The organism is Corynebacterium sp. TUM25015, from assembly GCF_056393505.1.
Genome location: NZ_CM150783.1, coordinates 2,219,459 through 2,233,835, shown reverse-complemented (window position 1 = coordinate 2,233,835; position 14,377 = coordinate 2,219,459). Strand labels below are relative to the sequence as shown.

Annotated in this window: 15 protein-coding genes and 3 pseudogenes; 9 read left to right on the top strand and 9 right to left on the bottom strand. The window is 60.2% G+C overall.

From position 1 onward, the window contains the following. Positions 1-116 precede the first annotated feature (116 nt). Together AC06DS_RS10070 and AC06DS_RS10065 are read right to left on the bottom strand one after the other, a co-directional pair. Positions 117-1,595: a multicopper oxidase family protein gene (locus AC06DS_RS10070; protein ID WP_477100666.1), complete on the bottom strand. Its 1,479-nt coding sequence runs from the start codon at positions 1,593-1,595 to the stop codon at positions 117-119. A 74-nt stretch (positions 1,596-1,669) separates the two neighbouring features. Next, on the bottom strand, positions 1,670-2,245 hold the full coding sequence (locus tag AC06DS_RS10065) for a CueP family metal-binding protein (protein WP_477100665.1): 576 nt from the start codon (positions 2,243-2,245) through the stop codon (positions 1,670-1,672). A 405-nt stretch (positions 2,246-2,650) separates the two neighbouring features. Between AC06DS_RS10065 and AC06DS_RS10060 the strand changes: the two genes are divergently transcribed. The 3 genes from AC06DS_RS10060 (at position 2,651) to AC06DS_RS10050 (ending at position 4,964) form a co-directional block, all read left to right on the top strand. Then, entirely contained in the window at positions 2,651-3,373 is a 723-nt protein-coding gene (locus AC06DS_RS10060) for a response regulator transcription factor (RefSeq protein WP_477100664.1), read from the top strand. Further along, complete coding sequence (locus tag AC06DS_RS10055) at positions 3,370-4,497, top strand: sensor histidine kinase (RefSeq protein WP_477100663.1); 1,128 nt, start codon at positions 3,370-3,372, stop codon at positions 4,495-4,497. The genes AC06DS_RS10060 and AC06DS_RS10055 overlap by 4 nt, the downstream gene beginning before the upstream one ends. Positions 4,498-4,637: 140 nt before the next feature. Then, complete coding sequence (locus tag AC06DS_RS10050) at positions 4,638-4,964, top strand: heavy-metal-associated domain-containing protein (RefSeq protein ID WP_477100662.1); 327 nt, start codon at positions 4,638-4,640, stop codon at positions 4,962-4,964. A gap of 33 nt (positions 4,965-4,997) precedes the next feature. Here the strand turns inward: AC06DS_RS10050 and AC06DS_RS10045 are convergent, their stop codons facing one another. Then, entirely contained in the window at positions 4,998-5,216 is a 219-nt protein-coding gene (locus AC06DS_RS10045; RefSeq protein ID WP_477100661.1) for a hypothetical protein, read from the bottom strand. Between AC06DS_RS10045 and AC06DS_RS10040 the strand changes: the two genes are divergently transcribed. From AC06DS_RS10040 to AC06DS_RS10025, 4 genes and pseudogenes are all read left to right on the top strand, one after another. After that, positions 5,142-7,211, top strand: coding sequence for a copper-translocating P-type ATPase (locus tag AC06DS_RS10040; RefSeq protein ID WP_477100660.1), 2,070 nt, complete (start codon positions 5,142-5,144; stop codon positions 7,209-7,211). The two genes, AC06DS_RS10045 and AC06DS_RS10040, sit on opposite strands and share 75 nt — an antisense overlap. An 88-nt stretch (positions 7,212-7,299) precedes the next feature. Then, positions 7,300-7,985: pseudogene (locus tag AC06DS_RS10035) on the top strand (DUF305 domain-containing protein). A gap of 509 nt (positions 7,986-8,494) precedes the next feature. Beyond that, a pseudogene (locus tag AC06DS_RS10030) lies at positions 8,495-8,775 on the top strand (type II toxin-antitoxin system RelE/ParE family toxin). A gap of 8 nt (positions 8,776-8,783) precedes the next feature. Next, complete coding sequence (locus tag AC06DS_RS10025; RefSeq protein ID WP_005293187.1) at positions 8,784-9,089, top strand: HigA family addiction module antitoxin; 306 nt, start codon at positions 8,784-8,786, stop codon at positions 9,087-9,089. A gap of 6 nt (positions 9,090-9,095) precedes the next feature. Here the strand turns inward: AC06DS_RS10025 and AC06DS_RS10020 are convergent, their stop codons facing one another. From AC06DS_RS10020 to AC06DS_RS10010, 3 genes and pseudogenes are all read right to left on the bottom strand, one after another. After that, complete coding sequence (locus AC06DS_RS10020) at positions 9,096-9,722, bottom strand: hypothetical protein (protein ID WP_005293185.1); 627 nt, start codon at positions 9,720-9,722, stop codon at positions 9,096-9,098. Between the two features lie 71 nt (positions 9,723-9,793). Then, positions 9,794-10,360 (bottom strand): TetR/AcrR family transcriptional regulator, encoded by a 567-nt coding sequence (locus AC06DS_RS10015; protein WP_005293183.1) that lies wholly within the window; start codon positions 10,358-10,360, stop codon positions 9,794-9,796. 112 nt (positions 10,361-10,472) lie between these two features. Further along, positions 10,473-10,991: pseudogene (locus AC06DS_RS10010) on the bottom strand (ABC transporter ATP-binding protein); the annotation flags it as partial. Here AC06DS_RS10010 and AC06DS_RS10005 point away from each other — a divergent pair. Together AC06DS_RS10005 and AC06DS_RS10000 are read left to right on the top strand one after the other, a co-directional pair. Then, entirely contained in the window at positions 10,990-11,289 is a 300-nt protein-coding gene (locus AC06DS_RS10005; protein ID WP_448307318.1) for a recombinase family protein, read from the top strand. The pseudogene AC06DS_RS10010 and the gene AC06DS_RS10005 sit on opposite strands and share 2 nt — an antisense overlap. After that, positions 11,192-11,503: a recombinase family protein gene (locus tag AC06DS_RS10000; RefSeq protein ID WP_337955988.1), complete on the top strand. Its 312-nt coding sequence runs from the start codon at positions 11,192-11,194 to the stop codon at positions 11,501-11,503. The genes AC06DS_RS10005 and AC06DS_RS10000 overlap by 98 nt, the downstream gene beginning before the upstream one ends. Positions 11,504-11,708: 205 nt before the next feature. Here AC06DS_RS10000 and AC06DS_RS09995 read toward each other — a convergent pair whose 3' ends face one another. From AC06DS_RS09995 to AC06DS_RS09985, 3 genes are all read right to left on the bottom strand, one after another. Next, complete coding sequence (locus AC06DS_RS09995; RefSeq protein WP_408925406.1) at positions 11,709-12,098, bottom strand: hypothetical protein; 390 nt, start codon at positions 12,096-12,098, stop codon at positions 11,709-11,711. Between the two features lie 12 nt (positions 12,099-12,110). Continuing rightward, positions 12,111-13,655: a hypothetical protein gene (locus AC06DS_RS09990; protein ID WP_477100659.1), complete on the bottom strand. Its 1,545-nt coding sequence runs from the start codon at positions 13,653-13,655 to the stop codon at positions 12,111-12,113. A gap of 358 nt (positions 13,656-14,013) precedes the next feature. Further along, positions 14,014-14,313 carry a hypothetical protein gene (locus tag AC06DS_RS09985; protein ID WP_434819699.1) on the bottom strand — a complete coding sequence of 100 codons (300 nt, stop codon included), beginning with the start codon at positions 14,311-14,313 and terminating at the stop codon, positions 14,014-14,016. Positions 14,314-14,377: the final 64 nt, after the last annotated feature.

Below are 14,377 nucleotides of genomic sequence, written 5' to 3'. Positions count from 1 at the left end.
CGCCGACACTCCGTGGAGTTCAAGTTCAACGTAACCTAAGGCGCGCTAGTGTTAGTCGTATAACAACACGTGCTGCCATTTACCTTCGCATCTCGCTCGATACCCTGCTGTGGGGGTTACTCGTAGCGAAGCGAGCTGAGCATCCCGGTTTCCATGTGATAGGCGTTATGGCAGTGAAATGCCCACTCACCGGGGTTGTCAGCGATCAGGTCGGCGATCATGGTTTCACCGTGGCGGAGAAGGACGGTGTCCTTGCGTAGTCCGCCGCTGCCGGGCAGCGCCCACGTGTGGCCGTGGATGTGCATGGGGTGGGGCATCATGGTCCTGTTGCGCATGACCATCCGCAGGCGCTGGCCCTCCTGCACGGTCGCGGAGGAGGATTGGCCGTCGGTGAGAATGCTCCATTCATACGGCATCATCTGCCCGCCCAGGTCGATGCTGACTTCTCGGTCTGGTGTGTCCTCGGGTAGGAGTGCACGGTCTGCTGGCTTCAGGGAGGACAGGAGCAGTCCGGTGGACGACAACTCGGGGAAGTCGACATCGGGGTGGGGGGCCTGGCCGCCGGCGGTGCGGATGACGGCGAAGGCGCGGTCGTCCTTACCCACCGCCAAAGCCGTGAGCGGGAAGATGCCGTCGCCGAGGATGACCTCGACGTCGACACGCTCGCCCATCGACAGGTAGATCGATTCGGTCTCCCGGGGCTGGACGGGGAAGCCGTCGGTGTGGGTGACGGTCATGCGGTGACCACCGAGGGCCACCTTGAAGATGGTGTCACCGCCGGAGTTGATAAACCGCAGGCGGGCCTTGTCGCCCGGGCGAGCCTCGAAGGTCCGGTGAGCACGGGGGATACGTCCGTTGATGAGGTAGTGCGGATACATCACATCGCCGGCATCCCCGCCCAGTACCCGGTCCGGGGTGCCGTGCATCATCTGGCCGTGACCTCCCATCCCCTTCTTCCCGTTATGGTCGCCTGAACCCATTCCGGTGAGTTTGTCGAGCTCATCGTCGGGAGTGCCCTGAATGCCATCGACCCAGTCGTCGAGCACGATGGTCCACTCGACGTCCTGGTCCTCAGCGTCTTGCGGGTCACGGACGATCAGTGGGGCGTGGAGGCCGCGATCAAGCTGCAGCCCGGAGTGGGAATGGTAAAAGTAGGTGCCACCGTGGGGGACTTCAAAAACATAGGAGAAAGACTCGCCAGGTTCAATGGGGTCCTGGGTCATGCCGGGCACACCGTCGGCTGCGTTGTGGAGTGCGATACCATGCCAGTGGATGGAGGTGCTCTCAGGCAGTTCATTGGTGATATCGACCTGGAGGACGTCGCCCGCGGTGGCCTCAATGGCCGCATCCCCGGTGTCAGAGACGTATCCCCAAGTCTTGGCTTCGATGCCGCCGATATCCAGAGAGAGGGGCCGGGCGGTTAGTGTCCGGCGCACCGTCGGCTCACCGAGCGCAGTGGGGGTGGGAGTGGGGCGAAGGGAGGGACCTGGTGCCGAGGCAGCGGGTCCAGGGTCGCTGGTGCAGGCGGCCACGGCCCCGGTGCCGGCGAGGACGAGCCCGCCGAGCAGAAACTGTCGTCGGGAAAACGCGTTCATCTTGATTTAACCTTCCTTGGTGCAAGATTTCAGTGACACGGGAGACAGGCGCAGGTGAGGACCCTGCTGAGCCATCACGTCAGGCGCAGGTCTGTGACACAGGTGGCACCGTCGTCGGCGGTGGAAAACTCCGTGGTGCCGGTACGCCCCTGGTAGCTGACCTCAATCAGGCCGGTGGCATCATCGGGAAGCCAGAAGCCAATAAACCCGTTGTCGAAGGTGGTTGTCGCCTCGTCCACCAGCACCTCACCGGTCGCCTCATCGGTGATCGTGACCTGGATATCCTCATTGTCGAGTTCCCCCAGGCAGGTCGTGAGGCTGTGGTAGAAGCAGTCGTGGGTGGAGGTGAGATAGGGTGCGATCGAGACATACGTCTGATTGTCGGGAAGATCGACCACGACTTCCTGGTCATCGCTCGAGAGCAGCAGTTCATCGGCACGCACTGAGGCGATCAGATCCGTAGGACGCTCAGTGACCTTCTGCCGGTCGAGGTGATCAATGATCTCCACCGCGTCCATGGCGGCCAGGCCATGGGTAGTCAGGAATGTATCCTGGGACACCGTCCCGTCGGCGGTGGGTTCCGGGTCGGCGGCCGAACACCCCGTGAGGGCGAGGGCAAGGGCGGCGGCTGCGATCGCTGCTCGTTTCACGTCAATCTCCTTGGATCGTGGTAAGGCCGTGAGAAGACACCGCCTCAAGGTCGATGTCATACTTTTATCTAGCACGGGTGCCTGACGGGCTAGAAATCAAAAACCCTGCTCACAGCCTTATAACAGGGCGAAAAGGGGTGGATTCGGTGGGCTGGGTCACCACCGGGACACCACCCCACTGCCGTGGGCGATGTCCCTCTACCCGCCCCGGGTATGCGGTGCAGGCAGTGAAATCCCTGGTGGCGCCTGCTGAACCGACCAGGGGGAGGCGATGCCGCCGGCCCGGGGTGGGGCACAGGGGTGACGGCGGTCGAAGGGTGATGTTTGAAGATTTGATGAAGATTTCCCCGCCGGGCACTGAGCGAGGGTGGTATTCCCCCCCTGGCCGGAGCGATACTGGGGTCTATGGCTGACCGCACACCGACCACCGCCACGCCCCCGGGGCGGGTGCTGGTCGTCGATGATGAACAACCCCTGGCTCAGATGGTGGCCTCGTACCTCATCCGGGCCGGCTTCGATACCCGCCAGGCGCACACCGGCACCCAGGCCGTGGACGAGGCCCGTCGCTTTTCCCCCGATGTTGTGGTGCTGGATCTGGGGCTGCCCGAACTCGACGGCCTGGAGGTGTGCCGACGGATCCGCACCTTCTCGGACTGCTACATCCTCATGCTCACCGCGCGTGGCAGCGAGGACGACAAGATCAGCGGTTTGACCCTGGGGGCGGATGACTACATCACCAAACCTTTTAGCATCCGGGAACTGGTGACCCGGGTGCATGCGGTGCTGCGCCGCCCGCGCACCAGCACCACCCCACCGCAGGTGACCACCCCCTTGATCGTTGGTGACCTCATCCTTGACCCCGTCGCCCATCAGGTGCGGGTGGGGGAGACGACCGTGGAGCTCACCCGCACGGAGTTCGAGCTGCTGGTTGCCCTGGCCCTGCGCCCCGGCCAGGTGCTGACCCGCCACGACCTGATCACCGAGGTCTGGGACACCACCTGGGTCGGTGATGAACGCATCGTCGATGTCCACATCGGCAACTTGCGTCGCAAGCTCGGCACCGACACCCGGGGCCGGGGGTTTATCGACACCGTGCGTGGCGTGGGCTACCGGGTGAGGCAGCCATGAATCACGGACCCGGCCTGACCTTCCGCTTCCTGGCCGCCCAGGTGTTGGTCGTGGTGATTAGCCTGCTGGTGGCCGCGGCCGTGGCCACGATGGTGGGTCCGACCCTGTTCCATGATCATATGTTGATGACCGGCCGGGAGGACCCCTCGCTGGAGCTGTTCCATGCCGAGCAGGCCTACCGGGGCGCCAACCTGATCACCCTGGCCGTCGCCCTGCCCACCGCCTTGATCAGCGCCCTGCTGGCCAGCCTGTGGTTATCGCGTCGTTTGCGCACCCCCCTGCAGGATCTCACCCGCGCCGCTATCAGCCTGACGGCCGGCAACTCCCGTATCCGCGTGCCCGTCGGAGAAGCAGGCCCCGAGGTTACCACCCTGGCGCATGCCTTCAACACCATGGCCGACCGGCTGGAACACACCGAACAGGTCCGCCGCCAGATGCTCTCTGATCTGGCCCACGAAATGGGCACCCCCTTATCGGTGCTCACGGTCTACCTCGATGGCCTCCAGGACGGGGTCGTGGACTGGAATAATGCCACCCACACGATCATGGCTGACCAACTCACCCGCCTGACCCGGTTGATGGAAGACATTGACGATGTCTCCCGGGCCCAGGAACACCGGATCGATTTGGACCTGGCGGAGGAAGGGCTCGGGGATCTGCTCCATACCGCCGCTGCTGCCGCGGGGGAAGCTTATGCTGACAAAGGCGTCGATTTACAGGTCGAGACCATTACGGACACCGCCCGGGTGCTCGTGGACCGGCAACGCTTCGGCCAGGTGATGAGCAATCTCCTCTCGAACGCGCTACGGCACACCCCGGCGGGCGGGCAGGTCCGGATCAGCGTCTATCAACAGGGGGCGTCCACCGCACTCATCCACGTCGCCGATGACGGCGAGGGCATCCCACCTGACCAGCTCGGACACATCTTCGAACGCTTCTACCGGGGGGATGCCGCCCGCAGCCGGGACGACGGCGGGGCCGGTATCGGTCTGACCATCTCCAAGGCATTGATCGAGGCCCACGGCGGCACTCTCACCGCCACCTCCCCCGGACCCGGTCGCGGAGCGGTGTTTGCCCTCCGCCTCCCGCTGTCCCCTCCCGACAGTGAGGAGGCTGCTCGGTGACCACACCCTGCCCCACGTGAGGTCCGTGCCCTCCACCCATTGAAAATATACCCCGGGAGGGTATACTGAAAATATACCCCCCGGGGGTATATGCTAGAGAGCGGCATCGCCGCACCCCACCGACTCGTAGGAGCTTTCCCATGATCACCTCCCCGCCCCGCCTATTGCCGATGGCCTCCCACGGCTGCAGCTGTTGCGGACCTGCCTCACGTGCCGACACTGCCTCCATCCCTGCCGCCAGCGACTCGTCAGCAGGAGGGTCCTCCCCCAGCTTCCAGGTCACCGGCCTGACCTGCGGGCACTGCGCGAAAAGCGTGACCCAGGCCCTTCAGGCTCTCCCTCAGGTCGACGACGTCCAGATTGATCTCGCTGCTGGTGGTGTTTCCACCGTCACGGTCACCGGTGTCGTACCTCCGGAGATGGTTCGCCGGGCCATCGAGGAGGCCGGCTACACCGTCTTATCCTGATCAGTTTTACCCATCATCTCGACCCCGACCGGGTTAAGCGAAAGGAACGTCATGAGCACTCCTCACCATTTCGGTGATCACCATGGTGATCACCCCGCTCCGGAAGCAGACCACACCCACCACCCGGATCATGTCAGCCACGAACACCACGCGGATGCCGACATCCACGGCCAGGCGATGCCCCACGATCACCCGCACTCCGCCCTGGATGATGACCACCACGTTCATGGTCACGGCGAACACGCCGGACACAGCACCGCAATGTTTCGGGACCGCTTCTGGTGGTCTCTGATTCTGTCCATTCCCGTCGTTATTTTCAGCCCCATGGTCGCCCACCTGCTCGGCTACCACCTCCCGGCATTCCCCGGATCCACCTGGATCCCCCCGGTGCTGGGCACGATCATTTTCGTCTACGGCGGAACGCCTTTCCTCAAGGGCGGATGGAAAGAACTGAAATCCCGCCAACCCGGGATGATGCTCCTGATCGCCATGGCCATCACCGTGGCGTTTGTCGCCTCCTGGGTCACCACTCTGGGGCTGGGCGGTTTTGACCTGGACTTCTGGTGGGAGCTAGCCCTGCTGGTGACCATCATGCTGCTGGGCCACTGGCTGGAGATGTCCGCTCTCGGGGCCGCGTCCTCCGCGCTTGATGCGCTGGCTGCCCTGCTGCCGGATGAGGCCGAGAAGGTCATCGACGGGACCACCCGCACCGTGGCCATCTCCGAGCTGGTCGTCGACGACGTCGTGCTGGTGAGGGCCGGTGCCCGGGTGCCGGCCGACGGAACCATCCTCGACGGAGCCGCCGAATTCGATGAGGCGATGATCACCGGCGAATCCCGTCCCGTCTTCCGCGACACCGGTGACAAGGTGGTCGCCGGTACTGTGGCCACCGACAACACCGTCCGCATCCGGGTGGAGGCTACCGGCGGGGACACCGCCCTGGCCGGGATCCAACGCATGGTTGCTGACGCCCAGGAGTCCTCCTCCCGGGCCCAGGCCCTGGCGGATCGGGCGGCGGCGTTGTTGTTCTGGTTCGCGCTGATCTCCGCTCTGATCACCGCGGTGGTGTGGACCATTATCGGTAGCCCGGACGATGCCGTGGTGCGCACGGTCACGGTGCTGGTCATCGCCTGCCCGCATGCCCTGGGCCTGGCGATTCCGCTGGTCATTGCGATCTCCAGCGAGCGGGCCGCGAAATCCGGGGTCCTCATCAAGGACCGGATGGCGCTCGAGCAGATGCGCACCATCGACGTGGTGCTCTTCGACAAAACCGGCACCCTGACCGAGGGTGCGCACGCGGTCACCGGTGTCGCGGCAGCTGTCGGCGTCACCGAGGGCGAGCTGCTAGCCCTGGCCGCCGCCGCGGAGGCCGACAGCGAGCACCCCGTGGCCCGCGCCATCGTGGCGGCCGCGGCCGCCCATCCCGAGGCCTCCCGTCGGCAAATCCGTGCAACTGGTTTCAGCGCCGCCTCCGGCCGGGGGATCCGGGCCACTGTCGATGGCGCTGAGATCCTCGTGGGCGGGCCGAACATGCTGCGCGAGTTCAACCTCACCACCCCGGCCGAGCTCAGCGACACCACCAGCGCCTGGACCGGGCGTGGGGCCGGTGTGCTCCATATTGTCCGCGACGGTCAGATTATCGGTGCGGTGGCCGTCGAGGACAAGATCCGCCCCGAATCCCGCGCCGCGGTGAAAGCCCTGCAGGATCGCGGGGTGAAGGTCGCGATGATCACTGGCGACGCCCAGCAGGTGGCCCACGCCGTCGGTCAGGACTTAGGCATTGATGAGGTCTTCGCCGAGGTCCTGCCCCAGGACAAAGACACCAAGGTCACGCAGCTGCAGGACCGGGGTTTGAGCGTGGCCATGGTCGGTGACGGTGTCAATGACGCCCCCGCTCTGACCCGCGCGGACGTCGGTATCGCCATCGGTGCCGGCACGGATGTGGCCATGGAATCTGCCGGGGTAGTCCTAGCCAGTGATGACCCGCGGGCAGTGCTGTCGATGATTGAGCTGTCCCAGGCCAGCTATCGCAAGATGATCCAGAACCTGATCTGGGCCTCTGGCTACAACATCCTCGCCGTGCCGTTGGCTGCCGGAGTGCTCGCCTCGATCGGGTTCGTGCTGTCCCCGGCCGTGGGCGCGATCTTGATGTCTGCCTCGACCATCGTGGTGGCCCTGAACGCCCAGCTGTTGCGCCGGATTGATCTGGACCCGGCCCACCTGGCTCCCACCAGTCCGAAGGAGTAACACACCACGCCTACTCCGAAATCCACCGCCGTCCACTGATCCATCACTTCTCTCCACTGACCCCATATGACCCTGAAAGGGCTCCACCATAAAGCGCACCCTTGTTCTTTCCGCTCTCGCCGTAGCCTCCACCCTGGCGCTGGCCGCCTGCGGTGAGGCCACCGACTCAGGCAACACCGACGCCACCACCTCGGCCACCAGCACTGTGACGACTACCGCTGAGACGACCGAGACCACCAGGGCGGCGACTGAGGAGGACGGGGAGATCTCCGCCGATCACAACGACGCGGACATCATGTTTGCCCAGATGATGATCCCCCATCACAAGCAGACCGTGGAAATGAGTGAGATGCTCCTGGCCAAGGAGGGCATCCCCGCCCAGGTCGTGGAGTTTGCCCAGGGGGTTATTGACGCCCAGGGACCGGAGATTGACCGGATGAACGCCATGCTCGAGGCCTGGGGCCAGCAGCCGGTCACCGACTCTGGGGCATGGGGACCATGGATGAGATAGGTGGAATGGATCACGGCGAGATGGGTGGCATGAGCGGGATGATGAGCCAGGAGGACATGACAGCCCTTGAGGAAGCCCAGGGCACCGGCGCCGCCCGCCTTTACCTGGAGCAGATGACCGCCCACCACGAAGGTGCGGTCGACATGGCCCGTGACGAGGTGGCTGACGGCCAGAATCCCCATGCAACCACCCTGGCCGAACAAATTATCAACGACCAGGAGGCCGAGATCGCCCAGATGCAGCAAATGCTCACTGACCTATGACAGGTCCCCGTCTTTTTCTGATCCCGAGGACAGGAATCTGAAAAAGAGGGATAACCGTGACGATTGCCACCTGCTGCGGGCGATGGGTCGTTGTCACCGCAGCGGGTGCACCGGGGTGGATGTTTCTACTCCCTCTGGTCGCACCACTGAGGAAAGGGGAAAGCCCCTGTGTCCAGACCCTTGGAGGACTACGCATTATTGTCCGATACTCACACGGCCGCCCTGGTCTGCCGGCAGGGCAGCATTAATGTTGGGGGTGTCCCCCGAGTAGTGGACACGGCGTTGGTGTCAGTTAGGCAACGAGGCCTACGGTAGCAGCCGTCGTCGCGGTCTCGAAGGTTGTACTGCGATCCTAGCTATCGCTTTTTACTTTTTGTATCTACTCAATCTCTAGCAGCTTCTACTGTATGTCCATAGGGTAAAGGGTATTTAGCAACGACACGTCGTGGAGTTCAAGTTTAACGTTTAGCGTTATTGACGCTTTACGTTATGGGGGGATAGGGTGAAGCATGATCCAGTCATTCGGGAACCGAGGGACGGAACTGGTGTTTTTGCGTGAGCGGGTTCCGAAACTGGATACTCGGATCCACAAGTCGGCGAACAAGAAGCTCCACCAGCTCGATGCTGCAGTACCCTGGACTCCCTTCGCGTACCTCCTGGGAATCGCCTAGAGGCTCTAAAAGGTGATAGGAAGGGGACGTTCAGTATTCGAGTGAATGACCAGTGGAGAATCACTTTTCGGTGGACGAGTGCGGGGCCCGAACAAATGACCATCGAGGATTACCACTAAGGAGTGCCATGTCGAACAAGCTTTACCCGCCGATTCATCCTGGAGAGATTCTGCTTGAGGATTTCATTGAGGGATTTGGAATCACTCAGCACAAACTGGCTGTGTCGATAGGGGTTCCGCCGCGCCGGATCAATGAAATCGTGCACGGGAAGCGCGGAATCACCGCTGACACTGCTCTGAGATTGGGCAAGTTTTTTGGTGTCGAACCGATGTTTTGGATGAACCTGCAGATGCAGTACGAGATTGAGCTTGCCGAGGACAAGGCACTAGCAGAGATCGATAATATTCGGCCATACCAGGCTGCTTCAGCGTAGCGGCCCCTAGTCGAGGATCTCCGGCTTGTAGTCCGAGTTCTCGACCGTCACCGCCGTCGGGGGAGCGGATGGGTCCGTCGCGAAGGTCATGTTATCCCGGTGCGCGATAGCGCGGATTTTGCGCCCGACCATAGAGTCCCAGTTCATTTCATTTGGCATACTGCTGCTACCAACGATGGCCCATGCAGGGGTCTGGGTACCAATGCCTGCCCCCAACTTAGCCGTCACGGGCTTCTTCGGATCGAGTTTGATCGCGTAGTAGACCACGCTATCGTCCACGATGTCCGCCACTCGTGCGAAGTCCTCCGGAGGGGTCATGTCGCTGAAACGTACCTTCATCAGCTCGCCCTCCAGGGCTGCTTCATTCGGAGCGAGCTCGACCTTATCGGGCTTCGGGTCGCTGGGCGCTGTGGGGTTGGGCCGCTTTTTGGCCTTGTCATCTGCGTTATCTGCGGCCTCATCTTCTTGCCCTTCCTCCGAAGTATCTTCCTGTCCTTCGGCTGCGGAAGCTTCTTCGGACTCCTTAGAAGACGAAGCCGTGCTCGGCTCAGGCGGAGTCTCATCATCCGAACAAGCTGCAAGCGAGAGGGCCGTCAACGCGGCAATGGAGAGTGCAACAAGGCGATTTCGCATGACCTAAAGCCTACAACGCCGCCCGGTCTTGCCCAGGCATAACAGCAGAATCAGGCAGGTAGTTCGACGAATTAGCTCGACACGATGGCGCGCGCCATGTGGTGCAGCGTCGCCGTCGCTTGTTCGAGGTCTTCGGGGGTTTTTGCTATTTCTGACGCCCTCACCACCGCCGCATTCAGCAATCCGATGTCGATGGAGGAAACACCGGGGCAGAAGCTATCCACGATTTCCTTGAAGCCGGCGTGCGATTTCTGCACCCTTTCCTCGGCGAACGCCTCCGGGAAGTGCTGGGCGGCGGCCATCAGCGGGCCGTGGGAGCCGTGAACGAAGAGGTCGAGCATCGCGTCCACGTAAGCGCAGATGCGATCTTCGGGCTCTGGCGGAGCGGCCTTGACTTTGTCTTCCAGCTGGTCGTGCCAGGTTTCGCTGTTAAGTACCAGCAGCTGAACCATCAGATCATGTTGGGAGGAGACGTAGCGGTAGACGCTGGGGCGGGCCAGGCCAACCTCGGCCGCCACCTCTGCCAGGGAGGGAACCTTGCCGCCGCCAGCAACGATCAGCCGCTCGGCGGCCTCCAGCACTGCGCGGTGCTGGACCGCGCGGTGCTCGGCTACTGTCGTCTCCGTGATCTTCGGCATAGTGCCCTAGTTTACTACCCGCTTTTCGGCCTGCGTAGCTGCCTATTTGGATGTCTAGTTACCCAGTTGCCTAGTTGTCTTATGCCTAGTTGGAGGTAGGGCTCAAGCGCCCATCGACCAGCAACACCTGTGGGGCGCCGACGAGAGCTCGGGCGATGCCCACCCGCTGACGTTCGCCACCCGACAGACTTCCTGGGCGGTGCTTAGCTCGGGGCGTCATACCAACCTTCTCCAAAAGCTCCGCACCAGAGTAACGACCGTGTTTACCCATGACGCGCGCGGCGAGCTCCAGTTGTTCCTCGGCGGTGAGGGCGCCGGGCAGGCTGCCGGAGGATTGGAAGACGAAGCCGATGTAGTCCCGGCGAATGCGGGCTAGTTCCTTGTCATCGTATTTGGTGATGTCTTCGTCGCCGACTTTGACGCTGCCAGAGGCTGGGTTGGTCAGCGCTCCAGCAACGGCCAGCAGTGTGGACTTACCGGAACCGGAAGGGCCGACGACGGCGACGAACTCTCCGGGCTCGACGGTCAGGTTCACCTTGTCCAACGCGGTGATCTGGGAATCACCGTCGGTGTACCCCAAGCGAACACTTTGTGAATGACAAGATTTCCTGTTGGCTAGGGTTGGCTCCATGACTAACGGAACAGAACCGTCACTGCCTCTAGAGATCACGGAACAGTTGGGTGTGATCTCGGGGCAAAAGGTGGGTTATGCCCGGGTGAGCTCGAAAGATCAGAATCTTGATCGCCAGATTGAGCAACTCAAGGCGGAGAAGGTCTTCACCTATTACACAGATAGGGCTAGTGGTGGTTCACGAAAGCGGCCTAGTCTTGATGAAGCGATGCGGTATGTCCGTGCGGGGGATCAGCTTGTGGTCGCCGTCGATGGATCGGTGCGCGCGGTCCTTAACGGATCTGTATGCCATTGTTGACGAGTTAGTCAGCAAAGGGGTGTCGGTGGAGTTCCTCAAGGAGGGACAGATCTACTCGAAGGACTCCACCCCGATCGCCAAGCTGATGCTCGGGCTGCTGGGTTCGGTGGCGGAATTTGAACGCTCAATCATTAGGGAGCGTCAAGCCGAGGGGATTGCTCGAGCGAGGGGTGTACAAAGGTCGTGCCCGCGCGCTTACTGCGGAGCAGGTTGATCAGGCGCATGCATGGGTGGATGCTGGTGTACCGAAAGCGGAAGTCGCACGACGTTTTGAAGGTAGGGCGAACAACGCTGTATAGCCGCTTTGGCAAGCCAACGCGAACTACGGATTTGGCTTAAGGAGACCATGGTCAGGTCGATCATATCGATAGCGGACTTGGATAATCTGACCTATTATAGCAGTAGTCAAACAGTATGGATTATCTTAATAGAGAGATCAAATAGAACCTAACGACCATGGAGAACCCTGCCAACAGGAGGACTTCGCCGACTAAAAATATGAGACCTCCGCCAATGTTAGGGCTATTGTCTGCCATGCTTTTAACAAGTACGACAGCCACCGCTCCAGCGGCAATGATCGCCCACCCTGTAGCGATTTTATTTGGGGCAATTACCGCAAGAAAAATGCCCAAAAGGGCAGAAATTGCCGAGATTATTACAAGAGATTGATTGAAGGAATCAAAAAACTGGCTCTCCGTACCGTAAGATGGGTCATAAAAAGGCATTATGATCCATCTTGATAAGCCAAACAAGGACAGAGAAATAAGAATAAGTTCAATGATCGGCAAGAAAAGAATGCGCTTTATCAAATTAATTATTCCTTAAAAATCATGAGGAGCATTCTTTACGACTTGATAGTAAACCTGGGCTACATTTCCGCACCGATACCTATCTACACTGTATTGTGAGTATACGCCTTCGCAGGTTAGCAATAGCTGCGAGTGGAACCTTTCATCACAAAATGATTGGGTCCTTTCTCCTCGAGAAACTGCCTGGTAGCACATATCATGAATAGCGCAAGGTCCTCTGAAATCTGCATTCTTTACTCCTCCAGAGTATTCATCAGGGCTAGATGTGCAGTAGTCGTTTAGATTTCCTCTATGCCAGTCATATACATAGTAGCTAGGGACTGGAATGATTGTCACTACCTCTTTTCCGCCCACTACACGAGAATCTCTAGTTTCTGCATTGGCGACAAGGTCATTTCGTGCGCCTATCTCCACATTCCCCCCACTAGCCAACTCAGGATAAAGAGCAACTAGTTTATCGTTAAGTAGCTTCTCTCCCACTCGTGTAGTGGCGGTGTTTCCTAGGTACACACTTAGATCCAGTCGACTTTTTGAGAAGTTTTGAACAACATTTCCTTTACTGTCCAAAAATTGTTCGGAAGTAGGGTATCCATAGATACCTTGCTCACGTCCGCTCGCTTCCCAGATCAACTGCTGTGCTCCCACAACGCTATGTGCTCCATATTGTGGGTGCCAGTAGATCTTCCCGCGGGTGAAGTTATGGAACCGTCCGATGCCGTCAGGGGTTTTTGTTTCATCACCTGTGGGGTAGCCAAGCGGGCCTTTTTCTGCCCCGGTTTGCACCCACTTGTCGTAGATCGCCCCGTGGATTGTGGCCAGTCCTGCCAATGAGCCGTAGATGTGGCCGTGCTCGAAGGATTGCTTACGCCCGATACTGCCAGACAGGCCAAATTCGTCAGTGGTGGGGTAACCTAGCGGTCCACGTTCCCATCCGATACGTGCCCAAGCGACAGAGAAGTGCGTGGTGATCGAATGAGCACCGGTATTAGGGTGCCAGTAGATGAATCCGTTGACGAACTCGTTGCGGCGCCCCACGCCATCGGGAACCTTCAGTTCGTCGGATTTTGGCCAGGTTAGGAAGCTTTGTGGTCCGCCGAGGGAGTCGTACTTTTCGCGGATCTTTCCGCAGACCTTGAACGGGCTGGGCCAGTACGTTCGGCACGTATCGACAACGGCAAAAGTCTGGATCCCAGAGCGTGCCTGTGTGGCCTGTTCTTTAGCTTCTTGGACCTCGGCGCGGTTGGCCTGTTCTTTGGTGAAACCACCAGGGATTTCTTCTTTATCGGAACGCATCTGTCCTGGGATGACTTTGCTTTTGGGGTTGATGGTGGGGTGCCAGTTTTTGCCCGCTTGGTTATCTACGTTGTTGTCGTCGAAGCCTGGTTCTGCCGGTTCGAGATCTTCGCGCCCGGGTGCGACGTAATCGGCGTTGTTGTCGGCTGGTGTGCTGGCGGCTGCTGGTGGTTGTGCGGGCTGAGCTTGCACGGTGGGGGTGAAGCCGATGCCGAGGGTGAGGGCGAATAGGAGAGTGGTGATAGTGCGAGATGGTCTGGCCATGTTGGGTCATCTTTCGCTGTGGTGAATGGTTAGAAATGAACTTAGCGCAAGATAGTTCCTTTGGGGATGAAAAATGGTTGAATAGTTGGGAAATCTTGTAAATATGCAGGAAGATTCCTGAAATTATTCTGCATGGCTGTTTGTCGACAGTCTATTCAGCGCTATATCTGTTCTTCTTATATATGGAATAGGCGAGCGGCCGGGAGAGGGGTGCGATGCGACGTGCCGTGAAAGAGATGCGAACTCCCCGGACTTTCCTCATATCTCGAGCCAGGCATACTCGGAGGCAATCGACGTGTGGCATTGTTCACCCCGATAGCCACGTATCCGGCAGCAGCCTCAAGTACTGCCCCCGCTTTCAAGCGGCGTCCGGTTTTCCCTTCCCTATCATCTGCACTACGTGTTCAGTGCCCAAGTCGATCAGTGCCGACAGATTATTAATCGCACTCGGGTTCGCGGAACGGAAGGCCTGCACGCGGTTCCTGACGCCTTTGCCAGGTGTAGCGGAGTCGTATTGGGCCTGGATTGAGAACACAGCATCGATAAGGGCTGTGCTGATCTCCTGGGGGTAACCACCGCGGTAGGCGGTGAAGTTTGATTCGGGGATGTGGCGGGTTGCGGCAATGACAGCGTCAAGCTGGGCCGAAGTTATGGTCATGCCTGTGAGATCTCCGTATCAGTGGTATTTGGTACGCCTACGTGGGCTGCATTGATCCCTAAAG